The organism is Peribacillus glennii, from assembly GCF_003429105.1.
Lineage (GTDB): Bacteria > Bacillota > Bacilli > Bacillales > DSM-1321 > Peribacillus > Peribacillus glennii.
Map to the genome: position 1 here is coordinate 123,550 of NZ_QVTD01000006.1, position 26,715 is coordinate 150,264.

Annotated in this window: 27 protein-coding genes and 2 other annotated features; of the genes, 6 read left to right on the forward strand and 21 right to left on the reverse strand. The window is 44.2% G+C overall.

The features are described from left to right. Positions 1–14 precede the first annotated feature (14 nt). Both coxB and cyoE read right to left on the reverse strand, forming a co-directional pair. Entirely contained in the window at positions 15–1,094 is a 1,080-nt protein-coding gene (gene coxB, locus D0466_RS11730; RefSeq protein ID WP_117322768.1) for a cytochrome c oxidase subunit II, read from the reverse strand. 318 nt (positions 1,095–1,412) lie between these two features. Next, the gene (gene cyoE / locus D0466_RS11735; protein ID WP_117322769.1) at positions 1,413–2,351 is read right to left on the reverse strand and encodes a heme o synthase; all 939 of its coding nucleotides are present in this window, start codon (positions 2,349–2,351) and stop codon (positions 1,413–1,415) included. 687 nt (positions 2,352–3,038) lie between these two features. Here cyoE and D0466_RS11740 point away from each other — a divergent pair. Further along, entirely contained in the window at positions 3,039–4,019 is a 981-nt protein-coding gene (locus D0466_RS11740) for a COX15/CtaA family protein (RefSeq protein ID WP_117322770.1), read from the forward strand. A 52-nt stretch (positions 4,020–4,071) separates the two neighbouring features. Here D0466_RS11740 and pyc read toward each other — a convergent pair whose 3' ends face one another. Next, positions 4,072–7,512, reverse strand: coding sequence for a pyruvate carboxylase (gene pyc / locus D0466_RS11745; protein ID WP_117322771.1), 3,441 nt, complete (start codon positions 7,510–7,512; stop codon positions 4,072–4,074). Positions 7,513–7,986: 474 nt separating this feature from the next. Then, on the reverse strand, positions 7,987–8,268 hold the full coding sequence (locus D0466_RS11750) for a YlaN family protein (RefSeq protein WP_117322772.1): 282 nt from the start codon (positions 8,266–8,268) through the stop codon (positions 7,987–7,989). A gap of 230 nt (positions 8,269–8,498) precedes the next feature. Here D0466_RS11750 and D0466_RS11755 point away from each other — a divergent pair, with 230 nt between their 5' ends. After that, a complete protein-coding gene (locus D0466_RS11755) occupies positions 8,499–8,996 on the forward strand; it encodes a peptidyl-prolyl cis-trans isomerase (protein WP_117322888.1) in 498 nt (165 codons plus the stop codon). A gap of 65 nt (positions 8,997–9,061) precedes the next feature. Here the strand turns inward: D0466_RS11755 and D0466_RS11760 are convergent, their stop codons facing one another. After that, positions 9,062–10,390, reverse strand: coding sequence for a PhoH family protein (locus D0466_RS11760; RefSeq protein ID WP_117322773.1), 1,329 nt, complete (start codon positions 10,388–10,390; stop codon positions 9,062–9,064). 169 nt (positions 10,391–10,559) lie between these two features. Between D0466_RS11760 and D0466_RS11765 the strand changes: the two genes are divergently transcribed. Beyond that, positions 10,560–11,165 (forward strand): YhcN/YlaJ family sporulation lipoprotein, encoded by a 606-nt coding sequence (locus tag D0466_RS11765; protein WP_233522623.1) that lies wholly within the window; start codon positions 10,560–10,562, stop codon positions 11,163–11,165. A gap of 44 nt (positions 11,166–11,209) precedes the next feature. Here the strand turns inward: D0466_RS11765 and D0466_RS11770 are convergent, their stop codons facing one another. Next, positions 11,210–11,665: a pyridoxamine 5'-phosphate oxidase family protein gene (locus D0466_RS11770; RefSeq protein ID WP_117322774.1), complete on the reverse strand. Its 456-nt coding sequence runs from the start codon at positions 11,663–11,665 to the stop codon at positions 11,210–11,212. Positions 11,666–11,873: 208 nt separating this feature from the next. Here D0466_RS11770 and D0466_RS11775 point away from each other — a divergent pair, with 208 nt between their 5' ends. Then, positions 11,874–12,074 carry a YlaI family protein gene (locus D0466_RS11775; RefSeq protein WP_117322775.1) on the forward strand — a complete coding sequence of 67 codons (201 nt, stop codon included), beginning with the start codon at positions 11,874–11,876 and terminating at the stop codon, positions 12,072–12,074. Positions 12,075–12,127: 53 nt separating this feature from the next. Here the strand turns inward: D0466_RS11775 and D0466_RS11780 are convergent, their stop codons facing one another. From D0466_RS11780 to typA, 3 genes are read right to left on the reverse strand one after another with little or no spacing between them, the layout of a single operon-like run. Continuing rightward, a complete protein-coding gene (locus tag D0466_RS11780; protein WP_117322776.1) occupies positions 12,128–12,415 on the reverse strand; it encodes a hypothetical protein in 288 nt (95 codons plus the stop codon). Between the two features lie 3 nt (positions 12,416–12,418). After that, on the reverse strand, positions 12,419–12,727 hold the full coding sequence (locus D0466_RS11785) for a YlaH-like family protein (RefSeq protein WP_117322777.1): 309 nt from the start codon (positions 12,725–12,727) through the stop codon (positions 12,419–12,421). A gap of 23 nt (positions 12,728–12,750) precedes the next feature. Next, a complete protein-coding gene (gene typA, locus D0466_RS11790; RefSeq protein ID WP_325048714.1) occupies positions 12,751–14,604 on the reverse strand; it encodes a translational GTPase TypA in 1,854 nt (617 codons plus the stop codon). Between the two features lie 378 nt (positions 14,605–14,982). Here typA and D0466_RS11795 point away from each other — a divergent pair, with 378 nt between their 5' ends. After that, the gene (locus D0466_RS11795) at positions 14,983–15,177 is read left to right on the forward strand and encodes a YlaF family protein (RefSeq protein WP_117322779.1); all 195 of its coding nucleotides are present in this window, start codon (positions 14,983–14,985) and stop codon (positions 15,175–15,177) included. 37 nt (positions 15,178–15,214) lie between these two features. On the opposite strand, the gene D0466_RS11800 is transcribed toward D0466_RS11795, so the two are convergent. The 3 genes from D0466_RS11800 to D0466_RS11810 all read right to left on the reverse strand — a co-directional run bounded on the left by D0466_RS11800 (position 15,215) and on the right by D0466_RS11810 (position 16,727). Then, positions 15,215–16,009 (reverse strand): inositol monophosphatase family protein, encoded by a 795-nt coding sequence (locus tag D0466_RS11800; protein ID WP_117322780.1) that lies wholly within the window; start codon positions 16,007–16,009, stop codon positions 15,215–15,217. Between the two features lie 147 nt (positions 16,010–16,156). Then, on the reverse strand, positions 16,157–16,348 hold the full coding sequence (locus D0466_RS11805; RefSeq protein ID WP_117322781.1) for a hypothetical protein: 192 nt from the start codon (positions 16,346–16,348) through the stop codon (positions 16,157–16,159). Positions 16,349–16,529: 181 nt separating this feature from the next. After that, positions 16,530–16,727, reverse strand: a complete 198-nt coding sequence (locus D0466_RS11810; RefSeq protein ID WP_117322782.1) for a hypothetical protein — start codon at positions 16,725–16,727, stop codon at positions 16,530–16,532. Positions 16,728–16,927: 200 nt separating this feature from the next. Here D0466_RS11810 and D0466_RS11815 point away from each other — a divergent pair, with 200 nt between their 5' ends. Next, positions 16,928–17,542 carry a YktB family protein gene (locus tag D0466_RS11815; protein ID WP_117322783.1) on the forward strand — a complete coding sequence of 205 codons (615 nt, stop codon included), beginning with the start codon at positions 16,928–16,930 and terminating at the stop codon, positions 17,540–17,542. Between the two features lie 108 nt (positions 17,543–17,650). Here D0466_RS11815 and trpA read toward each other — a convergent pair whose 3' ends face one another. The 9 genes from trpA to D0466_RS11860 all read right to left on the reverse strand — a co-directional run bounded on the left by trpA (position 17,651) and on the right by D0466_RS11860 (position 25,994). Next, positions 17,651–18,439, reverse strand: coding sequence for a tryptophan synthase subunit alpha (gene trpA, locus D0466_RS11820; protein WP_117322784.1), 789 nt, complete (start codon positions 18,437–18,439; stop codon positions 17,651–17,653). After that, positions 18,432–19,637 (reverse strand): tryptophan synthase subunit beta, encoded by a 1,206-nt coding sequence (gene trpB, locus D0466_RS11825; RefSeq protein ID WP_117322785.1) that lies wholly within the window; start codon positions 19,635–19,637, stop codon positions 18,432–18,434. The genes trpA and trpB overlap by 8 nt, the downstream gene beginning before the upstream one ends. Before the next feature lie 15 nt (positions 19,638–19,652). After that, positions 19,653–20,264, reverse strand: a complete 612-nt coding sequence (locus tag D0466_RS11830) for a phosphoribosylanthranilate isomerase (RefSeq protein ID WP_117322786.1) — start codon at positions 20,262–20,264, stop codon at positions 19,653–19,655. Between the two features lie 17 nt (positions 20,265–20,281). After that, on the reverse strand, positions 20,282–21,052 hold the full coding sequence (trpC, locus tag D0466_RS11835) for an indole-3-glycerol phosphate synthase TrpC (RefSeq protein ID WP_117322787.1): 771 nt from the start codon (positions 21,050–21,052) through the stop codon (positions 20,282–20,284). Then, positions 21,053–22,075: an anthranilate phosphoribosyltransferase gene (gene trpD, locus D0466_RS11840; protein ID WP_117322788.1), complete on the reverse strand. Its 1,023-nt coding sequence runs from the start codon at positions 22,073–22,075 to the stop codon at positions 21,053–21,055. It lies immediately after the preceding gene. Beyond that, a complete protein-coding gene (locus tag D0466_RS11845) occupies positions 22,044–22,658 on the reverse strand; it encodes an anthranilate synthase component II (protein ID WP_117322789.1) in 615 nt (204 codons plus the stop codon). Before D0466_RS11845 ends, trpD begins: the two co-directional genes overlap by 32 nt. Next, a complete protein-coding gene (trpE, locus tag D0466_RS11850; protein ID WP_407675634.1) occupies positions 22,642–24,087 on the reverse strand; it encodes an anthranilate synthase component I in 1,446 nt (481 codons plus the stop codon). The genes D0466_RS11845 and trpE overlap by 17 nt, the downstream gene beginning before the upstream one ends. A 13-nt stretch (positions 24,088–24,100) precedes the next feature. Next, positions 24,101–24,345: a binding site (T-box leader), on the reverse strand. A 38-nt stretch (positions 24,346–24,383) separates the two neighbouring features. Continuing rightward, positions 24,384–24,624 (reverse strand) — a binding site (T-box leader). A 72-nt stretch (positions 24,625–24,696) separates the two neighbouring features. Further along, positions 24,697–24,969 (reverse strand): UPF0223 family protein, encoded by a 273-nt coding sequence (locus D0466_RS11855; protein WP_117322790.1) that lies wholly within the window; start codon positions 24,967–24,969, stop codon positions 24,697–24,699. Positions 24,970–25,034: 65 nt separating this feature from the next. Further along, a complete protein-coding gene (locus D0466_RS11860) occupies positions 25,035–25,994 on the reverse strand; it encodes an NAD(P)H-dependent flavin oxidoreductase (RefSeq protein WP_117322791.1) in 960 nt (319 codons plus the stop codon). Between the last annotated feature and the right edge of the window lie 721 nt (positions 25,995–26,715).

The following is a 26,715-nucleotide window of genomic DNA, read 5'->3' on the forward strand; positions in this document are numbered from 1 at the left end:
TATGATTTTATCCCCTATTTTTCTTCCACTTTAAGACCCATTAAGTACGCAGCAAGTGCGTCAACCTGTTCATCGGTTACTTTATAGGTGCCCGTCATCGTGTTGCCCGGCTTAAATTGTTCAGGATCTTTGATCCAATTTTTCAGATTTTCTTCATCATGTTCCAACACTCCAGCGATTCGTTCACGTTCACCGAATGTGGCAAGGTTCGGCGCCTGTCGAGCTTGTTCAGGCCTGCTGTCATTAGGTGTTACAGCATGACATCCGATGCAGCTCTTATTGAAGACTGCTTCACCTTGTTTTGCTAAGTCACCTTCTGCAACTGGCTTTTTAACCTTTTTCATGTCAGCCGCCCATTGGTCGAACTCGGCACGGGATTTCGTCTTTACTTTAAAGTCCATCAAAGCATGTGATGGTCCGCAAAGCTCTGCGCACTTTCCATAAAACACATCTTTGACATTTTCTGCTTTTTTGCTATCAAATTCCAGCCAGAATTGATTTTCTCCCTCAACGTTCGTATCCATCTTGCCGCCGGCAGCAGGTATCCAGAAGGAGTGCTTAACATCGGAAGCAGTTAAATTGAAGTAAACCTTTTCATCTGTTGGAACTACTAAATCCTGGCTCGTTACGATACCCAGATCCGGATATTCGAATTCCCACCAGTAAAGATTTGCCCGCACATTCACAACAAGGGCATCTTTTGTTTTGCCATCCTTGTCTTTCTTTTCCATAGCTTTGGTATCAGCAAAATCAAATGTAGCAGTTACAGTTGGCACTGCCAAGATCAATAAAAGAAGGATAGGGATAACAGTCCATATGATTTCAAGTTTGTGGTTTCCTTCAATTTGTTTAGGAATTGACTTGTCCCCTTCTTTGCGGCGGAAACGAAAAATCACTATTAAAAATATTACTACTACAGCAATAATTACCAATACCATGATCGATGTACTTAGGATCATGAGGTCGTATTGCCTCTTTGCAACTTCACCAGCTGGCTGTAATGCAGATACAAATGGTTCTCCACAACCGGCCAGCAAAAGTGCCAATATTGCAAATAATGAAGCTATACGCCATTTTTGCAGCCTTTTCCTCATAGCTTTAGAAACCCCTCTTTCGTAAAATTTCTCACAAGTCAAAAAGATTTGCGCTGATTTTGAAAATTCTCTCTATATCAATTTCTAACAATAAGAAAGAATTCCTATAAAAAAGGAATCATCTCAGGACGCCGTTCGATGACAGCGTTTTAAATTTTGTGAATCCCACACCAGATATGTATGAGGTACAGCGCTTTTTCCTGCCAGACGGCAGGGGTACAAGGTGTTTCCCCAATAATTATGATTTGATTGCCTGATGCCGAAAAAAATATCCAGACCATCAGGCAATCCTATCTTATAAATACACATTGTTCTGTATTAAACCAATGTAACTATTACCATCGCAACGTAAAGAATGGTCATATGATTTAAGGAATATACAAACATCAACCTAGCCCACTTCAGGTCATCCTTCATCCTGTACCCACAGATTCCAAGAATAAGCCACCCGACATTCAAAATGCTTGCCAAAATGACAAGGGGTGTTCCAAGCGGAACAAGGAAAAAAGGAATCGGTAGCAAGCAAGCGACCCATAATACCATAGACCTTTTCGTCCTTTTGAAGCCTTTTACAACCGGCAGCATTGGAATGCCCGCTGCCCTGTATTCTTCACAGCGCTTCATGGCGATTGCATAGAAATGTGGAGGCTGCCAGATGAACATAATTAGAAACAGCATCCAGGCAAGCAAACTTAAATCCGGATCAACAGCTGCCCAGCCAATCAGTGGCGGCACCGCTCCGGACACACTTCCCACAATCGTGTTAGAGACAAACCTGCGTTTAGAGATTAGCGTATACAGCACAACATACGAAAAAACGCCGAAAAGCCCGATGGCTGCTGTAGTAAAGTTTGTGAAAGCAAGCAGGATTGTCCCTGCCGCTATCAATCCCAGGCTGAGGGCCAGCACCTTCGCCGGATTTGCCTTCCCGGTAACTGTCGGCCTGTTTTTGGTCCTCTCCATCAAATGGTCTATGTCTCGGTCAATATAATTATTTAAACTGCAGGATCCCGCAACGATCAACGAAGACCCAGCAAGAACAAAAAACATCGTATCCAGGTTATTGAAAAAATGCTCGCCTGAAAAATGAAGGGCCAGCCACAAACCTGTAAATGTTGTAATCAAATTGGAATTGACGATCCCAATCTTGATAAGGGCCATGAAATCCTTCCAGGCCGTCGTTGCCGACCCTGGGGTATGAAGGGTTGAGTCACTGTCCTTTATGCCAGGTTCAGTCAAAGCCCTTGTACTAGACATTCTATTCACTCCTTCAACAAATTCCGCAAATAAGAAATCATATAATCAATACTATAAATCATTTTTTCCAACTTTTCTATATTAGCGACTGAGGAAGTCCATTAAAAATTAAGCTGGCATTTATTTCCTATTTAAATGCTAAGAATAATATTTTCTATAATTTTGAATAATTGCCACCCTTCTTCTGTATATTAAATCACACTTTACTATTCTTTTGTGAATTTTTTTTGTATAATTCTTGTCTTATTTGTGAAACCGCTTTTCCCGGTCTGTCACAGTATATTTTCCGCAATCGAGAAGCAATGGAACCTTATTGGACGTCCGTGATTTCCCAGCAAACCTCTAGAACAGGGAGAAGATAAGCCCAGGAAACCGGAAAACAGCACTGGTCTTTTAGGCATGTTTGTAAACTTTCCATCATAAAAAATGGAAAAATCGATGGTTCGGCAAATTTTTTAAAATCTTGTAAATTCGTAGCAAGTTGTGTAATATCTAGAAAGAAAAGAGAACGCTTTATTGTACATTTAATAAATAGTAATCTTGTAAAATACACTTGATGAGTATGAGAGAGAGAAAATCCACTGATTTCCTGCCTTTTTAAGGGTTGGACATAGGGAAGTTCCACTTTTTGCGTTAGGAAAGCCGTATGCTTACCTAATTAGCCAAGTATGAAGAAGGTGAAAAACAATGCATCGAGCGTTAAAATGGTTCGCGGTTTTAACAACAGTCGGCATGCTCCTGATCCTGCTCGGGGGAGCGCTGGTAACGAAAACGGAATCCGGAATGGGATGCGGCAGGTCTTGGCCATTGTGCAACGGGCAATTCGTTCCAACCCAGATTACCGCGGAGCTCATTATCGAGCTTGCCCACAGGCTCGTTTCCGGCAGTGTCGGCTTGATGGTCCTAATCCTTTCCATATGGTCGTGGCGAACGATCGGACATATAAGGGAAACAAAGTTTCTCTCCCTGTTATCATTCTTCTTCCTATTGGCACAGGGATTGATTGGGGCGGCGGCAGTCATCTGGGGGCAATCCGATTTTGTGTTGGCTCTGCATTTCGGCATTTCCTTAATTTCTTTTGCATCCGTATTCCTGTTGACTCTTTTGATATTTGAAGTCGACAAGAAGTTTGAAGCGGAGAAGCTGGTCATTGATAAAAGGGTGAGGTTCCATATTCAAGGAATCATGATGTACTCATTTATCGTAGTGTATACCGGAGCTTTGGTCAGGCACACAAACGCCAGCCTGGTTTGCAAGGATTGGCCTCTCTGCACTAACTCTGCCAACCTGCTTCCAGACAACTTGTATGAGTGGGTACAAATGGGCCACAGGGCTGCTGCCGGGCTCATATTCCTGTGGGTAGCCTACGCAACGGTCCTTGTTATCAGGAATCATAAGCACCAAAAAGTTTTGTACTGGGGCTGGATCTCATCCATGGCATTGGTATTCTTACAGGTAATCGCCGGGGCGTTTATCATTTTTTCAAGGCTTAACCTGTATATTGCTCTTGGACATGCCCTTTTCATTTCATGTTTTTTTGGCGTAATGAGTTACATGCTCCTTCTTTCATCCCGTAGCAGAAAAAATGAAAATGCTTTGGAACAAGCAGCTACCACGTTCAGGGAAAGGGAAGAGCGGGGTGTTGCTAATAATGCAGCAGCCCAATAACCTTCCAAGGCAAAGAGCCATCTTTCAAATAGAAAGATGGCTCTCTTTATTCTCACTTCGAAATCTCAATTAACAAATCACCAGTACTGATCGCTTCGCCGTTTGAAACATATATATCCTTGATTGTACCGGAGAATGGCGCCTGCACGGTTGTTTCCATTTTCATCGCTTCTGTGATTATCAAATGGTCGCCCTGGTTGACCTTTTCTCCCTTTTGGGCCACGACTCTTATAACAGTACCAGGCATTGTTGCCCCAATATGGGACTCATTTTTAGGATCTGCCTTCATCTTCGCCTGTACTGCGGATTTGATGCTTTCATCCTTAATGACTACTTCACGTTGCTGGCCGTTCAATTCAAAATAGATGACCCTGGTTCCATCGACCTGAGGCTGTCCGATTGAAACCAATTTCACAATTAAGGTTTTCCCTGTCTCGATTTCCACCTCAATTTCCTCACCCAGTCTCATTCCATACAGGAATGTGGCAGTATCAAGCATCGAAATGTCTCCAAACTGCTCGATCGTTTTTGCATAGTCGAGGAATACTTTCGGGTAAAGGGCGTATGCCAAGGCATCAAAGCTTGTGACCGGCCTTCCAATTTCTTTATACAATTCTTCCTTCAAGGTTTGGAAGTTCACATCTTCCAGCAGCTCTCCGGGCCGTACTGTTATAGGCTTCTTCCCTTTTAAAATAACCTCCTGGAGTTCCTTTGGAAACCCTCCATACGGCTGTCCCAAATATCCTTCGAACAATTCAATCACAGAGTCCGGAAAATCGATCGACTTGCCTTTTGTCAATACAGACTCTTCGTCCAATTCATTTTGGACCATGAATAAAGCCATATCACCGACAACTTTGGAAGATGGAGTTACTTTGACGATATCTCCAAAAAGAGCGTTGACACGGGAATACATCTCCTTTACCTCTGCCCAGCGCTCGCCTAATCCCACTGCCTTAGCCTGCTGCTGGAGATTGCTGTATTGCCCTCCAGGCATTTCATGCTTGTAGACCTCGGAATGAGGTGCATTCATACCGCTCTCGAAATCAGTGTAATACTTCCGTACACCTTCCCAGTAGTGGGAGAGCTGTTCCATTGAATTAACATCCGCTTTAGGCTGTCTGTCGGACCCCTCCAATGCGTAATAAAGCGTCTCCGAACTTGGCTGGGAGGTCAATCCGGCCATGGAACCAAGTGCAGTGTCAACGATATCGACACCGGCAGCAATCGCTCTTGCATACATATAAATGCCATTTCCGCTTGTGTCATGAGTGTGCAAATGAATCGGTATGGAAACAGTTTCCTTTAACTCGGAAATTAATCGGTAAGCAGCTTCCGGCTTTAGCAAACCAGCCATATCCTTTATCCCGAGGATGTGTGCACCTTGATTCTCCAATTCCCTCGCAAGGTTTTTGTAATACCCGATATCGTATTTTCCCCTGTTTAGATCGTTGATATCTCCTGTGTAACACATGGCAGCTTCCGCAATCTTTCCTGAACTTCGGACCGCATCAATCGCCACTTCCATTCCCTTTACCCAGTTTAAGCTATCAAAGATGCGGAATACATCGATTCCGGCATAGGCTGATTTCTCGACAAACTCCTGTATCACATTGTCTGGATAGTTTTTATAGCCCACCGCGTTGGAAGCGCGCAAAAGCATCTGGAATAAAACGTTTGGAGCTTTTTGACGAAGGTGCAGAAGCCTGTCCCACGGATCTTCTTTCAAGAACCGGTACGCTACATCAAATGTCGCGCCGCCCCACATTTCAAGCGAAAACAGGTTTGGCAATAGCTTTGCTGTCGGCTCAGCGATATGCAGCAAATCCGTAGTACGGATCCTTGTCGCCAGCAGGGATTGGTGCGCGTCACGGAACGTGGTGTCCGTCAACAATACTTCTTTCTGCTCCTTCACCCATTCTACAAGCCCTTCTGCCCCTTTCCTGTCAAGTATCTGTTTAGTGCCATTCTGGACAGAAACATCCTGGCCGACGATAGGGACCTGCGGCTTATCGAAAATCGGTTTATTCTTTTTCTCGATGCCCGGGAAGCCATTCACAGTGACATTGCCGATATAGCTAAGCATTTTGGTACCACGGTCTTTCCGTACCGGGAAAGCGAACAGTTCCGGTGTCGTATCGATGAATGAAGTGTCATATTCTCCTGTCAGGAACTTTTCATGCTTTACGACATTTTCAAGAAACGGAATATTTGTTTTTATTCCACGAATCCTGAACTCCTTTAAATTTCTTACCATTTTTGAGGCTGCCTGTTCGAACGTATGGGCCTGTGTAGAAAGCTTCACAAGCAACGAATCGTAATAAGGCGTGATTACCGCCCCTTGAAAGGCATTGCCTGCGTCCAAGCGGACTCCGAAACCGCCTCCGGACCGATAGGCCATGATTTTTCCGGTATCCGGCATGAAATTATTTAAGGGATCCTCGGTAGTTACACGTGACTGGATCGCATAACCGATCGTGTGTATGTTTTCCTGTACAGGAATATCAAGCGGTGCCTCATGGAGGTTATGTCCTTCTGCAATCATAATTTGAGATTGGACAATGTCAATGCCGGTAATCATTTCGGTGATGGTATGTTCCACCTGGACCCGGGGATTGACTTCGATGAAATAAAATTGATCGTTTGCAACGAGAAACTCTACAGTTCCGGCATTTACATAATCCACATTCTTCATGAGGTTAACAGCTGCATCGCAAATCTTTTCCCTTAATTGCGGGGACAAAGCGACGCTTGGCGCTACCTCTACAACCTTCTGATGCCTTCTTTGGACTGAGCAATCACGTTCATAAAGATGGACGATGCTGCCATGCTTATCGCCAAGGATCTGCACTTCGATATGCTTAGGGTTTTGGATGAAGCGTTCTACATAAACCTCATCATTCCCGAATGCAGCTTTGGCTTCCGATTTTGCCCTGTCATATGCCTCGCGGACCTCTTCCATATTGTTTACGATGCGCATGCCCCGTCCACCGCCGCCAAGCGACGCTTTTATGATGATCGGGAAGCCGTATTTTTCCCCGAATGAGATAACTTCGTCAAGTCCCTGAACAGGCCCGTCACTGCCCGGGATAACCGGAATCTTTGCAAGCACCGCCTGATGCCGGGCTTTCACTTTATCTCCAAACATATCAAGATGTTCCGTTTCAGGGCCGATGAATATGATGCCTTCCTCTTCACAGCGGCGGGCAAACTCGATATTTTCTGACAGGAAACCATAGCCGGGATGTATGGCATCTACCCCGCTTTTTTTGGCAATTTCTATGATCCCTTCAATGTCCAGGTATGCATCTATCGGTTTTTTTCCCTCGCCCACCAGATAGGCTTCATCTGCTTTATAGCGATGGTAAGAGCCATAATCCTCCTTGGAATAAATGGCTACTGTACGTATTCCAAGCTCCGTACAGGCCCGGAAAATCCGGATGGCAATTTCGCCGCGGTTGGCGGCAAGTACCTTTTTTATGCGTGTTCCCATTACCTACACCTACCTAATCTCATGTTTTTCAAATTATTATTGAAAAAAGAGTGAGAGATTTCTCTCACTGCTTTGTTTTCATTATTATTTTTCTGATATAGAAATCGTACTCTTTTATGTAAACATTTGAAAGCGATGGATATTGCAGCAGATTCATTCTTGCAACTCTACCCATTACTTTAAATCATAAAACCCTTTTAGCACAAAAATAAATGCATGCTCTTGCTATAAGATATTACCGAATTATCGCAATCTTGTAAATATTATTATTAAACTATCATAGTAAAAAAATGCAAAGCTGCTGTTTTTTTATGAGTACATTAATAATACCATATTCTGACCAATATGCCATACTTTTAACGAAAGTGTTATACTATTCAACTTTCCTGCCAAGGTACTTTCCCGGCAAAAAACGATATAAAAAAACTCAAACAATCTTTCGATCTGTTTGAGTAATTTATTATCTTTGCACCTTCATTTACGAAGGGAAGCTTCATGCAGAGCCGATAATTCCCTTTCAAGTGCTTCCAGTAGGGATTTCCCGTCAGCTTCTCCCACTAATCCCAACCGGACAGCAAAATCAATTTCCCGGGATAAGCCGAACATTTGTGTATCAAGAACCTCTTCATAAAGAGGACATTGAGGCATTGTAAGATTATCCATTTGTACCTTTATGAGCTTTAATATCTTGTCAGCATCAGCTTTAAGCAAAGCAAAGGCTTTTTCTCGATGATTGACAAGCATTTCAGATGCCATATTAAATCCCCCCGCTTGTGAAGCGATTAAATCTTATCTATAAATTCTACCCTTACTTTTGCAAAAAAGCAAGAACATAGAAGGACAATTTAAGAGGGTACGCCGCATTAAAGAGGTCATTTGGATGCAGAGTGCAGAATTTTTGTGCAAAATCGGTCGGATATATTGTTACTCCCCCTCTTTTGCCGCTATACTAAAAAGGCAGCGTGCAGCAGAAAGGAATGGACGAATTGGAATCAATACTTTTTATAAAGGGCGATGTAAAATATAATATCACTTTAGATCCGGGAGTATGGATCTTTGATGACAGAAAAGTGGACCTGGATACGTATTTCCATGAGGAACCCCAACAAATAAATGAACTCGAGGAGTACACGATTTCTACGTCCAAACATTGGGAAAGGGAGATCCGCGAGGGTGCCATTTTTCCGCCAACATTAAAGACAGAGAAAAAGTTCGAAAAGGAAAAAGTATTATCAGGTACATTCGGGATACCGTTTAAACACTTTCTACAGAATGCGGAACCACATGAAGGAGCTTCTTCTGTCATCATTGAAACGGAAACAGGCGAAAGCGTCCATTCTTTAGAGGCCGCAAAAGCTTTTATTCTCGGCTTTTCCATAAAGGGCCAGCCTTTGCGTGAAGACGGGCCCGTCTATGTTTATTTTGGGGATGGTGCAAACTTTGCCACTCCAATTAAACAAGTTAGATCGTTCCGGGTCGAATGACGTTTTTCGGCCCATTCCTTTAAGCTCCCATTAAAAGGAATGGGCGAAAAATCTTTCATTACACCCTACAAAATGTTGGCCGCCAGCTGGGCAAGGCCCGAGCGCTCTCCTTTGATAAGCTTAATATGGCCGGCAATCGACTGGTCTTTAAACTTTTCGACAACGTAAGTCAGTCCATTATTATATTCATCCAAATAAGGGTGGTCGATTTGTTCCGGGTCACCCATCAACACTATTTTGCTTCGGTCCCCCACCCGTGTGAGTATCGTTTTCACTTCATGCTTTGTCAGGTTTTGCGCCTCGTCAATGATGATGAACTGGTCCGGTATGCTCCTACCCCTGATATAAGTCAAAGCTTCGACCTCAATGGAACTCATGCCTGCGAGAATGGCATCCAGCTCGCCAGGTTTTTTCGTATTGAATAAATACTCCAGATTATCAAAAATTGGCTGCATCCACGGCCTCAATTTTTCTTCCTTCTCGCCCGGCAAATATCCGATATCCTTGCCAACCGGTACAATCGGACGTGCTACAAGCAGTTTTTTATATTGCCCGAGGTCCTCTGTCTGCATCAATCCCGCAGCCAATGCAAGCAGTGTTTTCCCCGTTCCCGCTTTACCGATCAAGGACACCAGGGGAAGGTCGGAACGAAGGAGGATTTCCATAGCCATCGTCTGCTGTACATTCCTCGGCTTTATCCCCCATATATGTTCCTGGTCGAATACCAGCTTTTTGACTATCGAGCCAGACTTATCAACAATCGCGATTGCTGAAGAAGATCCGCCCAGCGCATCCTTTAATATGACGAATTCATTGGGGTAAAACGGTTTGTTGGTAATATCGGTGGCGGGAAGGCTGCCTTTTTCATAAAACCTGTCCAAGACTTCTTTCGGGACAAAAAACTCCTGGAGGCCGTTGTATATATGGTCCATTTCCACAACCCGGTCATTCAGGAAATCCTCTGCGGTAAGCCCGATTGCATCAGCCTTGACCCGGACTAATGTATCTTTTGACACCAGAATGACTGTCCTGCCATTTTCTTTTGTTTGTTCTTCGAGGGACAAATTTTTTGCTACAGCCAATATTCTATTATCATTTGTTTTTTCAACAAATATTTCCTGGAGTTCATGAAATGACCTGTGATTTAATTCGATTCTGAGAAAACCGCCATTATGAAGCGGTATTTTTTCATGAAGCTTTCCTATTTCACGAAAGCCATCAATCAATTTCGATACTTGTCTTGCGTTCCTCCCTATTTCGTCCATATACCTCTTTTTCGAATCCACTTCCTCAAGTACAACTGCTGGAATGACTACTTCATTGTCTTCGAAGGAAAAAATCGAATAAGGGTCCTGCAACAAGACATTGGTATCTAATACATAGATTTTGCCCAATATGACGCCCCCTGCCTGTTCATTCTGGAAATGTCCACTATGCCCGTATTTATTGCTACTTTAGTTTATGCCGTGGACGAGACTGTTGCTAAAATATATGTCTATTTGCATAAAGATAGAAGAACATTTGAATACTATGAACAAAATGCCAGGGATGGAGGATATGCACGTGAAGAAATATTGGTATGCGGCAATTGCTTTTTTGTTTATAGCTGGATGCAATTCAGACAATAATGCCGTTGAGAACAGGGACAATCACCCTCAGACGTCACAGGTGCAAAATACAGCCATAAGAGACATTGACAAGAAAAATGGCAAGCAGGTAGCGGGAAGGCTTGCCCGCCTTGCCGAGGGGGTTGGCCATGTCAATGATGCAACGGCAGTGGTTCTGGGGAATTACGCGGTAGTCGGGATCGATGTGGACGCAAATCTCGAGCGCTCAGAGGTGGGGACAGTCAAATATTCCGTGGCCCAAGCGCTAAGCGAAGATCCTGCTGGAGCAAATGCCGTGGTAGTTGCTGATGCGGACACAAACGCGAGGATAAGGGAAATGGCCCAGGATATCCAAAACGGCCGTCCAATCCAAGGGATTATGAATGAACTCGCCGATATAACGGGACGTGTCATTCCCGATGGTCCCGGTGATCACTTTGGCCCACCCCAAACAAATTCCTTGGAGGATGAAAAAAAGGAAATGGGCAGCCAAAAGGAAAGAAGGATTATGGAACGGCAGCAAGATAAGCAGTCTAATCATTATAAGGATAAGGAAAGGTAGAGGCCCGCACTCCGCGGGCCTTTCTTTATGAAAATTGCATGGGTTCAATGTTTTATCATCGCTTCTTTTACTTGTTTATCCAGCTTTTCCGCCGCAAGTTCGTCATAGGTTTTATCATACCGCGGTTCAACAGTGATTTTTGAGCCATAAAACATGATATCCCTTACTTCCTTCACCGAAATTTCAATAAGGGCGAGTTTGAGGGGGACACCCTGTAAATATTCCTCTTTCACCTTGGCGTTTCCACTTATTGAATAAGTGGACTCATTCGCAATAAGGGTAATGACCGCATTTTTATTCACTTTAATATTTTCGACAATTCTTGAACGGTTATCCACAGCAAGGTATATGAGTTTCTCGCTGCGTGCGGTAAGCCAGGAAATCGCATTTACATTCGGACCACCTGTTTCATGATCGACCGTGGCCAATATCACATATTGGTCCTGCTGCAGTTTTTCAAATAACGGGCGGATTAATACGGGTTCTACCAGATTAGCCATTGTGATAGCCTCCATTCACTAAGCGGAAATTGTCTCTGTATTGATCAGATTGCAGGATGATAATGTAAGTATATGAAATCCTTTTGCCTTATACAAATATTCGTAAAGCAGTAAACATGTTATACTTTTATTATGTAAATGAAAATGCAAGTTTAAGAATGCGCATGCAACAGAAATTATATTTCAAATCAGAAAAGAGGTTATTGCCATGCGGGTAAAATGCGTAATTTGCGATACCATCGAGACGATTCCTGATTTTTCCCCTGAAGCCAAAAAGCTCAGGAACCGGCCGATCCATACATATATGTGCAAGAGCTGCCATCAAAGAATCGAAGAAAAAACAAATGCCCGGATTGAATCAGGAAATTTCCGCTTATACCGGAGCGCGATCAAGGATGATGAATGGTAGGACTCATCTTTGCCAAAAAGAAAAACCGTGGGTCCACTGGACTCACGGTTTTTTCATTCTTCATAATTCATATATTTCTCCGGCTCTGCTTCTATTTGCCCAAGCATCACATCAATCAGCTCAATAGGGAACCGTGCTGTCTTTTCCTCCTGATTGACAAAATACTCGACATAATAAAAGGGTTCTTCTTTTTGGACACCTAAGATTACTGCTTGGTGCTTTTCCCGCAGCATCTGCTCAAAAAGCAGTCTTGTATCTCTTGCAGCAGTATCATCAGGACGTGCCTCACAGACAACTTTAATGGTAAGCCAGTTATAAAGCGTATCCTGTAAATATTGCATGCTTTAGGCCCGCTCTTCTTTTTTATGGTTATGCAGGCGATATTTATATATGCCGAGAACCAGAGCGGCAATGACAAGCCCTTCGCCGACAGGCAGGAATACGGCAAGGAATGAAAGAAGCGAGCATCCTATTGCCATTACGGCATAGATGATGACATTTTTCAGTACGGGCAGTTTTTTCGCAAATCCGAGCTTATAGACGATCACACATAGTACAAAAACCGTGGCGTATAAATACCACATTCCGGCCTCTGGATTTTTATCTACATTAAACAGTGCCGCAAAGAAAGACAGCCGCTCCTCGACATTCATTCCTTTTCCCCCCTGGATAAACCTTAGTTTGTTTCAGCGTATTTTTTCTTTTTTGCCGCTTTTTCCCGTTCATTTTTATCCAGAATCTTTTTACGAAGGCGAATCGATTCCGGTGTCACTTCACAATATTCATCGTCGTTCAGATATTCCAATGACTCCTCTAGAGACATAATTCTTGGTTTTTTCATGGAGGTTGTCTGATCTTTGTTCGCTGAACGCATGTTAGTCATTTGCTTCGCTTTTACGATGTTAACCGTTAAATCATTTTCACGGTTATGCTCTCCCACAATCATACCTTCATAAATTTCAGTGCCCGGCTCAACGAAAATGACGCCGCGGTCCTCTACACCCATAATCCCGTATTGAGTGGATTTACCGGTTTCCATGGATACAAGCACACCCTGCCTTCGTCCGCCGACTTGGCCGGTCTGCATTGGCTGGTAGCTGTCAAATGAATGGTTCATGATCCCATAGCCGCGCGTAAGCGTAAGGAATTCCGTTGAATATCCAATTAAACCGCGTGCAGGCACGTTAAAAATCAGACGGACCTGGCCGCCTCCATTATTAATCATATCAAGCATCTCGCCCTTACGTGCACCGATTGATTCCATTATTGCACCTGTATGCTCTTCCGGAACATCAATTTGCACTCGCTCAACAGGCTCACAGCGGACGCCGTCAATTTCCTTGACGATAACTTCAGGCTTGGAAACCTGAAGCTCGTAGCCTTCACGCCTCATGTTTTCAATTAAGATAGACAAATGAAGTTCACCACGGCCGGATACAATCCACACATCAGGTGAATCTGTATCTTCAACCCGCAAGCTAACATCTGTTTCTAGTTGGCTCTTTAACCTTTCTTCAATCTTTCTTGATGTCACATATTTACCTTCACGGCCAGCAAACGGACTGTTATTGACAAGGAAAGTCATTTGCAAAGTAGGCTCATCAATACGCAATACTGGAAGTGCTTCCTGATGTTCTACCGGTGTTACGGTTTCCCCTACGTTGATGTCTTCCATACCGGAAACAGCTACAAGGTCTCCGGCAACCGCTTCTTCGATTTCAACACGCTTTAAGCCGATAAAGCCGAAAATCTTTGTCACACGGAATGACTTGACAGTGCCATCAAGCTTCATTAAAGAAACCTGCTGGCCGACCTTCATCGTTCCACGGAATACACGGCCAATCCCGATACGTCCGACATAATCATTATAATCAAGTAACGCCACCTGGAATTGCAGCGGCTCTTCACGGTTATCAACAGGAGCAGGAATCGTGTCTACGATTGTTTCAAATAATGGTTCCATTGTTGGTTCCTGTTTGGCCGGATCCGGATCAACGCTTGCTGTACCGTTTATGCCTGAAGCATAAATAACGGGGAATTCAAGCTGCTCTTCATCAGCGCCAAGCTCGATGAATAAATCAAGGACCTCATCAATAACTTCCTCTGGACGGGCGGAGTCTTTGTCAATTTTATTTACAACGACAATCGGAGTAATTTTTTGTTCTAATGCTTTTTTTAATACAAACCGTGTTTGGGGCATTGTACCTTCATAAGCATCCACAACAAGCACTACGCCGTCAACCATTCTCATGATCCGCTCCACTTCACCGCCAAAATCGGCGTGGCCAGGTGTATCAAGGATATTGATTTTTGTATCTTTATATTGAACGGCTGTATTTTTCGCCAGGATCGTGATTCCACGCTCTCTTTCAAGGTCATTGGAATCCATTGCGCGTTCTTCAACGTGCTCATTCGCACGGAATGTACCGGATTGTTTCAATAGTTCGTCTACCAGCGTCGTTTTCCCATGGTCAACGTGGGCAATGATCGCTATATTGCGTATATCATTACGAGATTTCAATAAATTCACTCCTAGGTATATAATGTCTGTCCCATTAACTTACATATTATATCACAATCATAGTAGAAACAAAGAAAGAAATTCTGTACAATCATAAGAAAAGAGGATGCCACCTGTTTAAAAGAAACTTCGACTAACTTTTGGCACGTCCTGTGGCGAACGCCGATGTCACTAACTCCTCGAAAAGCTACGCTTTCCATCGGGTGATGTATCATACCGGAATCTTTCCTTGTCCTGTGAAAGACCGGAGACGGGCGCTGTGCACTTCGGGGCCGACTAAAACCGCCAGGACTTCATCTGATCGTCGGCGCCAGTAAATCCATGTACGTGCACATCTAAAAATGACAAGTCGAATTACTTATGTTTTAATAAAATGAGGTGAAGATTATGAAGGAAATGCAATGGAACTTCCTGCTTCTTGCACTCCTTGCCGCAGCAAGCATGGCCTGGACAGGCATCGCAATAGGCGAGGGGAGCACAATCGGGATCATTCTTAGTATACTCGCTCTTTTTGTTATTATGGGCTACGGCTTTACGAAGAAGAGAAAATTGCGTGAAAAAGAACAAAAAAAGATTGAATAATAACCCTGAAAAAACGCCGCTTGCATGCGGCGTTTTTTCACAAATTCTTCAAGTAGTTCTCCCTAATTTCTTTATGGAGGCCAGGCTTGGACACAAACAAGGAGCCTCCCTTTATATAATCCAAAGGGTTCCCATAGAGATCGCTTACCTCCCCGCCTGCCTCTTCAATCAAAATCGCCCCTCCTGCAAAATCCCATGGAGAAAGCCTTGGTGTAATATATGCATCCAGCCTGCCAGCTGCCACGAAGGCCAATTCAAGCGCTGCCGAACCATATGACCTTGTCCCTCTTACGTCCCGGACAAGCGGCGCAAGTATGGATGGGTCGAGTTTCTTATTTTCGGTAACCCATGTCGCATTTAAGGAAAGAATGGCTTCCTTGACGGCCACTTCCTTAAGCTTTGGAATTTCCTTGTCGTTCATATAGGCGCCTTGCCCCTTGAATGCATGATATAATTCGTCATGGACGACATCATACACGAGCCCTATTTTCCCAATTCCATCTTCAAGGATGCCGATGGATATGGCGAAGTTCCTTTGCTGGTGAATGAAGTTCATCGTTCCGTCAATGGGGTCGATAATCCAGACGATTCCTTTTAAATCACTTACTGCATCTCCCATTCCTTCCTCTCCCAGAACCCTGTGGCCCGGGAAAGTTTCCGTTATCTTATCCAGAAAGAATTGCTCAGTTTCCCTGTCCATGTTCGTAACAAGATCATTCGGATTCGTTTTTGTTTCAATGTTCAGCTTTTTTTCAAAAGAGCATCTAAGCTTTTCCCCCGCTTCTTCAATCCATTTCTTCGCATATGTATCAATTTGCTTCCAATTCGTCATACCTGATCCTCCGCTCATTTGATCAAACATCCCTACTATTAGAAAAACACATATTTATTATGGCTATTTACAGTGGCAGCCAATAAGAAAGAATATTGGTCCATTTACAACCGGTTTTATTCAGATTACTTTATGCTGCCAAATTCTTCAACATTGCAGATTCTTGAACTTACCTTTTTTGCTTAGTACCAAATCAAACCGGCTATGGTCCGCCTGCCCATTGTTCTTTTGCGCTTTGTCTGCTTTTTCTTCCAGCCTGAGAAAAACTTCTGATTGGAACAAATTCTGCCAGGTTTTTTTGTTCTGATTACATATTTCAATATTTTTGGCTTGCTCCAAGTAGATTCAACTCCCACCTGCTCATCAGCGCTTGGCATCTATGTATTCTGTAGTGGGATGATAAAAGACGGACACTTTATTTTTACAAGAAAGTGTCCGTCCTAAATCTTCATTATTCCGTTAAGATTGTAAATTCTCATTTCCGGCTTTTTTTCTCCTTATTTTCTTCCAAAACCTGTTGCTACAGCGCTTTAAGTCTCAATAATTCCAAGCGGATGCGCTCAAGCTTCTGTTTGCATTGATTTTTTTTCTGCTCATTTTTTTCTCCGATAGCCTCGAATAAGGTAGCAAGCTCATAATCCATTTCCATTCTCAATACTGCTGCTCTATGTTTTTCAACTTCTTTCGCTTTTAATGCCTGATTCATAACTTGTTTCATCCTGTATCTTCTCCTCTCGAATAATTAACTAAATTTTCAGATATATTTTTTTACTATATTATGACGTCCCTCGCCAAATCGCAACAAATTTGTGCAATAACCTAAATCGAATCCGGCGAATCCATCATCTATAGTAATTTTTTTCATTTAAGCAACCCCTATGCTACAATATATGTAGTAAAAGTTACAGGAGGAAGGAAATGGAACAATTTATTGCCAGCGATTTTAATGTTTTTAAAATAGATGGCCTAGACGGCCGAATGGAAGCATTACAGGACCGGATTTGGCCAAAGCTTCAAACGCTTGGCACCCATTTTTCACAGGAGTTATCTGCCAAGACCGGGGATGAGATGTTTGCCCATGTTGCTAAGCACGCAAGAAGGACGGTGAACCCCCCGAAAGATACATGGGTTGCTTTTGCCGCCAATAAAAGGGGATATAAAATGATGCCCCACTTCCAGATTGGCTTATGGGAGACCCATTTATTCATTTGGTTTGCAGTGATTTATGAAGCACCCAACAAGACCGAGTTCGGAAAAACCCTGGAACAGAACGCCCAAAAAGTAAAAGATATGATTCCGGATGAATTTGTTTGGTCACTCGACCATACAAAGCCTGAGGTCATTCCTCATGAAGGCCTTTCTATAGAGGAATTGAAATCCATGTTCAAACGTCTCCAGTCCGTGAAAAAAGCAGAAATCCTTTGCGGCATTCAAATTCCCCGCGAAGAAGCGGTCAAACTATCAGGCGATGACTTAGTAAAAAAAATCAGTGATGCGTTTGACCATTTAATACCCCTGTATAAACTCGGATAAACATATCCTATGACAATTCGACATCTACTGCGGATTTCATATTATAAGTAAAGGGCTGGATCCGTATCCAGCCCTTTTTACATGTCACAATTTGAAAGTACAAAATTTTTAAGACAGCACTTTCCCTTTTGCCGCTTGAATCAAATCGGTAATCTCATTAAATGCTGCAGCAGAAAGCAATTGGATGATCTTGCTGCCAACAACCGTACCATCGCAATATTTACCTGCTTCGCGAACGTGCTGCGGGGTGGATATCCCAAAACCCGCCAACACTGGTACGTTGCTTACAGACCGTACCTGCTGCAAAAAGCGTCCGGTTTCCTCTTCAAAATGATCCCTTGCCCCTGTTGTGCCTTTGATGGTCACTGCATACAGAAACCCTTCCGCTCCGTCAGCGATTTTCTTTATCCGCTCTGCCGGGCTTGTCAATGTCACAAGCCGTACCAAAGCAATACCCGATTGTTTTAACTCCCCGGATATGATTCCTTCTTCTTCCAGCGGCATATCGGGAATGATACATCCGTCCACTCCAGCAGCCGCGCAATCAGCAGCAAACTGCCCGGCCCCGTATGTAAACACCGGGTTTAGATAGGTCATAAGAATAATAGGAATTTTAATTTCCGTGCGAATGGAGGTTAAAGTCTCTAAAATGCCTCTCAGGGAAACTCCCTGTTGAAGGGCGCGCTTGCCTGCCTCCTGTATGACCGGCCCGTCTGCAACCGGATCCGAAAAAGGAATACCCAATTCGACTGCATCAGCCCCCGCTTCTTGCAGAAAAAGCAGCTGCTGCTTTAATATATCAAGGCCTCCGTCACCCGCCATAATATAAGGTATAAAAGCTTTTTCGCCTTTTTGGCTGCACTTTTCAAATGCCTGTTCCAGTCTTTCCTTACCCAATTGAATGTCCTCCCATCAGCTTCTGGATTGTTTCCACGTCTTTGTCTCCCCTGCCTGACAGACAAATCACAAGATTTTGTTCAGGCCTCATCTCCTTTGCGTGACCAACTGCATAGGCAACCGCATGGGAGCTTTCCAAGGCTGGGATAATCCCCTCTGTACGGGAAAGCAATATGAAAGCATCCAAAGCTTCTTTATCAGTCACAGATGCATACTGCACCCTGCCCATGTCCTTTAATAAACTGTGCTCAGGTCCTACTCCCGGATAATCAAGGCCTGCTGAAATCGAGTGCGCTTCCTGGATTTGGCCATCATCATCCTGTAATAAATACATCAGGGAACCATGCAGGATTCCTTTCTTCCCTTTTGTTAATGTAGCTGCATGCTTCTCTGTGTCTATTCCGCTTCCTGCCGCCTCTACTCCAACCAAAGATACTCCTGAATCCTCGATAAATGGATAGAACATCCCCATCGCGTTGCTGCCGCCGCCGATACAGGCTACAATGGCATCCGGCAGGCCGCCGGTAATTTCTGAAAACTGCCGTTTCGTTTCGTTTCCAATTACGCTTTGGAAATCACGGACAATTTTCGGGAACGGATGCGGTCCAAGAACGGAGCCCATTATATAATGGGTATCATCCACATTGGCAACCCAATATCTTAACGCTTCATTGACGGCATCTTTAAGTGTGCCGCTCCCCTGGTCCACCGAGACTACCTTGGCCCCAAGAAGTTCCATCCGGAATACATTCAGCTTTTGGCGGGCGACGTCTTCCTTGCCCATAAAAATGATGCATTCCAAATTCAACAATGCACAAACCGTCGCAGTAGCAACGCCATGCTGGCCGGCACCTGTTTCAGCAACAACCTTTTTCTTCCCCATCCTGGCGGTCAAAAGCGCCTGGCCGATTGTATTATTGATCTTATGGGCACCTGTATGGTTCAGGTCTTCCCGTTTTAAATATATTTTTGCACCGCCGGCATATTTTGTGAGATTTTCAGCATAATAGAGTGGATTTTCGCGCCCGATATACTGGGTCAGGTAATACTCCATCTCCTTTTGAAAATTATCATCCTGTATTGCTTCGTCATAGGCTTTTTCGAGTTCCAATACGGCGGTCATTAGTGTTTCGGGAACGAACCTTCCTCCGTAAGGGCCGAAATGTCCGTTTTGGTCTGGCTGTACATAGGTGCTCATCTTATTCCATCTCCTTTAATAGACTGTTAATTTGGCATTGTTAACAAATCGGTATATCTTATCCAAATCCTTCATGCCATTTGTTTCCACTCCGCTTGAAACATCTACACCGGCCGGCTGGACGGCTTTGATGGCCGAGCTTACATTTTCAGGCGTAAGCCCTCCTGCCAGGATGACCTTATTCAAGGGAAGAGCGTCCGGGTCAAGTATTTGCTGATCAATGGCAATCCCGTTTCCTCCTTGATATTTTCCTTTCGGGCTATCAAGCAAAAAATAATCCGCCTGGTATGAAGCAAGCTTATTCAGGTCTTCCTGCTTGCCGATGCCAAAGGCTTTTATAACCGGCAGCCTCAAACCGTTTATATAATCAGTACTTTCATCGCCATGCAGCTGGATATAATCAAGTCCGGCGATGGACTGGATCCGGTTTATTTCATCTGGATGTTCGTTCACAAAAACACCTGCTGTTTTGGCCTTGCCCTTGATTCCGGCAATAATCTCCGCTGCCAATTCCGGTTCAATGCGACGCTTGCTTTTGGCAAATACAAAGCCTAACAGATCGGCACCTGCATCCACCGCAGCCCGGGCAGCTTCATGTGTTGTAATTCCGCAAATTTTTACGATCATCTAAAAACTCCTAATATTCACAGTTGAAATTCAACTAATTTATTTGCCAGGTCATCGCTTTTCATAAAGGTTTCACCTACGAGAATGGCATCGGCACCGGCCGATTTTACCCGGAGCACATCTTCTTTCGTCTTCATCCCGCTCTCGCTTATCAGGGCACTTGATGACTTGCCAAGTTCTTTCGCAAGCCTTTCCGTGACTGCCAAATCGACTTCGAATGTCTTTAAATTCCGGTTGTTGATCCCGATCATTTCCACCCCCATGCCCGCCGCACGTTCCAGTTCGTGCTCGTTATGCACCTCGGTTATTACCTCAAGGCCGACGCCCTTTGCGAAGTGATAGAGTTCCTTTTGCCTTTCGGCGCTAAGGGCTGCGACAATCAGCAGAATCACATCCGCCCCTGCTTTCCTCGCCCGGTCGATCTGGATTTCATCAATAATGAAATCCTTGCAAAGAAGCGGAACGCCCACAGCAGCACGCACGGCCTCCAAATCTGAAAACGAGCCTTTGAAAAACTCGGAATCCGTCAAAACGGATATCCCTGCTACACCATTCGACTCATAAATGGCGGCCTGCCGGGCAGGGATGACATCCAGAGAAATATTTCCCTTGGAAGGGGATGCCCGTTTGATTTCCGCAATAATGTCGATTGTAGGGTTATGCTTTATCACGTTGAATAAAGACCTGCATTCTCTGGCATATTCATTACTCATCATGTACCCGCTCTCCTTTAGAACAGCTACTTCTTTTGCTTTATGAGCCAGAATCTTCGATAAGATATCTCCCATTTAAATCACTCCGCTTTTAGTTCGATTATAAGAAATAAGTGTTTCCAATTTATTCAAAGCTTTTCCGCTATCGATGCTTTCTTTCGCTAGAGCGACTCCCTCTTGAATCGTCTCTGCCTTGCCATTTGTGAAAATCCCGACACCGGCATTCAGCAATACCGTATCTCGGTATGCCCCCTTTTTTCCTTTTAACACGTTCAACAGGATTTGGCTGTTTTCCGCAGCATCTCCTCCTCTTATGGCCTGATTGTCATAAACAGGAAGGTTTACTTCTTCGGGGTGGAGGGTGAAGCGTTTGGTATTCCCGTTATCCAGCAATATAAGATTGTTTGTGCCCTGAAGGCTTGCTTCATCCATATTTCCTGCCCCGTTCACAATAACCGCTCTTTTCCTTCCTAGGGAATGGAGCACCTTGGAGAAGGGCTCCAGCATATCTTGCCGGTAAACCCCAAGCAGCTGTGATGTCAATTCCACAGGATTGGTCAACGGGCCGATTAAGTTGAACACGGTCGCTATTTTTAATTCACGCCTGATTTTCATGATCCTGGCCATTTTTGGGTGAATATGCGGAGCGAATAAGAAAGCGATCCCGTTTTCGATTAATAATTCTTCCACCTCAGAAGGTCCTGCCTGTAAATCAACCCCTAGCTTTTCAAGTACATCGGCGCTTCCTGTCTTGCTGGAAACACTTCTGTTACCATGTTTTGCGATTGTGATGCCGGCTCCTGCGATAACAAAAGCTGATGTCGTACTGATGTTGAAGCTTTGCGACCCATCCCCGCCTGTTCCGCAGTTGTCCATAACATCATCAAACCTGCGCGTGATACGGAGCGCTTTTTTCCTCAGCACCTGTACAAGGTTTGCAATTTCATCGGAAGATTCGCCTTTCGACTTAAGGGCAATCAGAAAGGCCGCAATTTCACTGTCCGATATTTCTTCAGAAAATAAGGACTCAGCCGCAAGCGTCATTTCTTCTTCAGAAAGCGTCGTTCTATCCGTTAATTTTTCCAGAAATAATTTCATTGTCTTTTAGCCTCCCAGCCTGTTTGATAAATTCATGCAATAATTTTTTCCCTGATTTTGTCCCAATGGATTCCGGGTGGAACTGGACCCCGTACACCGGCAGTGAAATATGCCGGATGGCCATGATTTCACCATCCGTCATATCGGTTGCCATAATCTCAAATTCTGGAGGAACTGTATTTCGGTCCACCACCAATGAATGGTATCTCATTACCTCAAGAGGCTGGGGCTGATATTCAAAAAGCCCTTGGCCATTGTGCGTGATTGGCGATGTTTTCCCATGGCATATCCGCTTAGCCTGTATGATTTCCGCTCCAAAAGCAGCGGCAATTGCCTGGTGTCCAAGGCACACACCGAGTATTGGCACCGATTCATAAAACCGCTGGATCAAAGGGATGCAAATGCCCGCTTCTTCAGGCCGGCCAGGCCCCGGGGAAATGATGATAGCTTCCGGGTTCAGGATTTCTATATCTTCCAATGTGACGGCATCGTTTCTTTTGACCAAAATGTCATCATTCAGCTCGGCCATATATTGATAAAGGTTATAAGTAAATGAATCATAATTATCAATTAACAAAATCATGTTCGGCTTCCTCCATCAGTGTTAGCGACTTCGCTTTATTAATCGTTTCCTCATATTCTTTTTCGGGAACGGAATCATACACAATTCCCGCTCCGGCCTGTACATAAGCAATGTTATCTTTAATGATCATTGTCCTGATTGCAAGGGCCATATCCAGGTCACCGTTAAAAGAAATATAGCCGATTGCCCCTGAATAAAGGCCTCGTTTTACATTTTCGAGCCTGTTGATAATATTCATCGCTTCAATTTTTGGAGCCCCTGACACGGTTCCGGCAGGCAGGCACACTGCCAATGAATCAAGTCCGGTTATGCCGTCAAGCAATTCCCCTGACACTTCTGACACTAAGTGCATGACATATTGATAGCGTTCAATCACCATAGAGGAAGTAATATCGATGGAACCTACCTTGCTTACCCTCCCAAGGTCGTTCCTTCCTAGATCTACAAGCATTTGATGTTCCGCGATTTCTTTCTCATCCGATAACAGTGTTCTTTCCATTAAATGATCCTCTTCCTCATTGCTTCCGCGAGGCCTTGTACCCGCGATTGGATTCAGGGTCACCGTCCTGCCCCTTGCCTTCATCATGCTTTCAGGAGAGGAGCCAAGCACCGCATATCGTTCAAAATCCAGATAGAACATGTATGGTGAAGGATTTTTGACCCGGAGCCTTCGGTAGACCTCGAATGGGCTGCCATGAAATTCGGAAGTGAAGCGCTGCGAAAGCACGATTTGAAAAATCTTACCGGCAATGATTGATTCTTTTGCTTCTTCCACCATTTCTTCAAACCGTGATTTGGTTACGGATGGCTTGAAGATCAAGGAACCTTTCTCAAGTCCGGAAACCGGCGTCTCTGCCTCCAGCAGCTTCTTCAACGTGTCCATACGGCCTGTTAGCTCTGATTCTTTTTCATCAAGCACAACCAAATGGATTTTTTGACGGGCATGGTCGAAAACGACCAGTTCCCTAAAAACCATGAAGTGTGCGTCCGGCATTTCCAGCTCATCAGAAGGGACCGTGCCGATTTCTTCATATTGGCGGATCACATCATAACCGAAAAATCCGATTGCCCCTCCATGGAACGGGAATGGCAAATCTTTGTCCGTTTCGGCTAAGATTTCATGTTTTAAGAAATCGATGATTTTGCCTTGAACCATTTTCTCTTCATCGTTTTTCAAATCGATGACAGTAATCTCGCTTCCTGATGCCAGAATTTCAACAGTGGGGCTGCTTCCCAAATAAGAGTAGCGGCCGTCTCCTTCATGCTTATTTGAGCTTTCGAGGAGGAATTTCTTTTTTCCTTTCAGCCTTTGAAACAGGGAGACAGGGGTATGGGTATCCCCTTCCAGCGTCTCCACTCTGGATAATAATTTGTTATTCACATCTATCACTTCTCCTTTTTTCCGTATAAAAAAATCCCCTGCAAACAGAAAAATCCTGCTTGCAGGGGACGATTCATTTACCGCGGTGCCACCCCTGTTGGAAGGCCTTGCTTCATATGCCCTCCCACTTTGTCAGGTACAGACAAAGTCTGATACCTTATCCCGTTAACGGTGGGTTCCGTGCTCCACTACTTATTGTTCAGGGAGCCTCCCGCAAGTCCATTCGCCCTATTATATCGTGCCGGTTCCCAGCTACCCGGCTCTCTTTAACGAATCTAAAAAGGTTACTTGCTCCTGCGGTTCGCGATTTATCTTTATTAAAAAAACACAAAAAGGGCCCCCATCCAAAGGACGAGGAACCCGTGGTACCACCTTTATTAGCATAAAAAGCTCACTTAAACAGCATCCAAAAAGAATGCCTGCCTCTTGTAACGATGAGACCTGTTCGCCAAAGCCTACTCTCCTGATGGGTTTCGGTTTGGAGCTCGGAAGCCCATTCACAATACGGTACAAACCGGTTCTCACCAACCACCGGCTCTCTAAAATTGCACCCGTAAAGCTACTATTCTTCTTCAACGCCGTTTTATCATTTTCTTATTTAACATCATAAAACTTTTCAATATTCCCTGTCAAGAAATATTTCTGAAAAATAAAAAATTACTTCATGGAAACAGATTCACCGTCAGACATTTCCTTTGCCTTCTTCATGACCAAAAAGGCGGAATAGCCGCTTGATTGCTGGAATTCATCCGTATATTTTTTTTCATCAGCCTTTCCGGGTACAATCTCCTTGAACCGCCGGTAGGCAGACATCAACTCCACTTTTTGGATCTTGCTCTCATACGCCTTTTCGACTGCTTCAAAAAAACGGATTACATCGACGATTTCTTCGGTCGTCCAATCCATTTCCATTGGATATTGATAGTCCATCAATCATCACCTGCTTGCGATTTTATTTGGGGCATGTCGTGATAATTCTTTATACGCTGCATTTGTTACCTTGCCCATTTTTCCCGGATAGCTTCCGCTTCTATTATCATCCTTTCAAAAAGCTCGGCCACCGTCGGAACATCATGAATCAATCCCATCACCTGTCCTGCCCAGGCAAATCCATTATCCGGTTCGCCATCGTGGATATACCGTTTATTCGCTTCACCGCTTATGTAATCTTTCAATGCCTCATACGTGCCTTGTTCTTTTTCCATCTCAAGGATTTTATCTGTCCAGGAATTGGAAATCGTTCTTGCCGGGGCGCCGAGCGTTCGTTTTATGACGACAGTATCCGTTTCAGTCCCCTTTATTAATGCTTGTTTATAGATATCATGGGCATCAACGCATTCTTTTGTGGCGATAAACCTTGTTCCCATTTCTATGCCTTCTGCCCCCAATGATAAGCCTGCCATCAGCCCGCGGCCATCCCCAAATCCACCTGAAGCGATCACTGGAATTGACACTGAATCAACCACCTGCGGAATCAAAACTGTCGTGCCGATATCATCCCTTCCTAAGTGGCCGCCGCCTTCCTGCCCGACAACCATAACTGCATCGGCCCCTAATTCCTCCGCTTTTACTGCCTGCCTTCTGGCCGCAACCAAAACAAGCTTCTTGACATTTGTTCCTTTCAATAGCTCAAAAAAGGGAGCCGGGTTCCCGCCTGTTACCGAGATAACGGAAACTCCCTCATCGAGTGCGGCTTCCACGAAATCGGCGTATGTCCGGTTATACTGTCCGATTGCAAAATTTACGCCAAACGGTTTGTCTGTCATCCTGTTTGTTTTTCGGATCTCTTCCCGCAGCTGCCCGGGATCCTTGAGGCTCATTGCGGTGACCTGCCCCAGTCCGCCTGCATTCGAGACGGCAGCGGCAAGCTCTGAATATGCCAGATACGCAAGCCCTCCCTGAATTATCGGATATTGAATGCCAAGCAGTTCTGTAACCCTGGTATTCCAATCCATTAGGTTTCCCCTCCCTATCATATAATCCTTCTCTATCCAGTCTAAATAATCCAGGATGAGAAAACCAGAATTTTCTCTCAATTCTCTTTAGAAAATCAAATTAGCAATATTGTTGAGTTTTTGGCTCTACTACAGCGAAACCGCACAGGCCAAGGAGCAGGCAAGCTTTTTCACCTGTGTTCAGTTGGCCTGTCCCATTCAGCTTTCCTGAGAAGCATGTGACACTATCGTTCTTATGATAGAGCCGAAAAATATATGGTAGGCGGTTAGTTTAAATTCATATATTAAACTAAATTTATATGTCATGCTCCGTTGTAAAAAATAATTTCTTTGCAAACACTACCATTGATGCTATAATTCATTTGTTTTGTTAGAAAATCGGAAGCGCTGTTAGGAACGTCGGCTAATCCCTGCCACGTCCGTGGCTAACATTGACGTTAACACAAGGTATGCGTCCACCAAACGTTTGGCAGCCAAAAAAATCTTTAACTTACATCCGTGTGCAAGTGAGAGAGGCATAAGACGAACTGCGCAGGAAAACTAGTAAGCATGGACTAAAGCTTTTCAAGTGCTGTTGCTAACGCCGACGTCAGCAGAAAGAATGTTTTTCCCTGAAGGCTTCGGTCAAAAAACTTTGATTTTTTGGTGACATCGTGCGGCAAGCGAGAGGCTGGGCGCTGTAGCTAGACATTATACTATTAATAGTAAATAAAAAATAAAA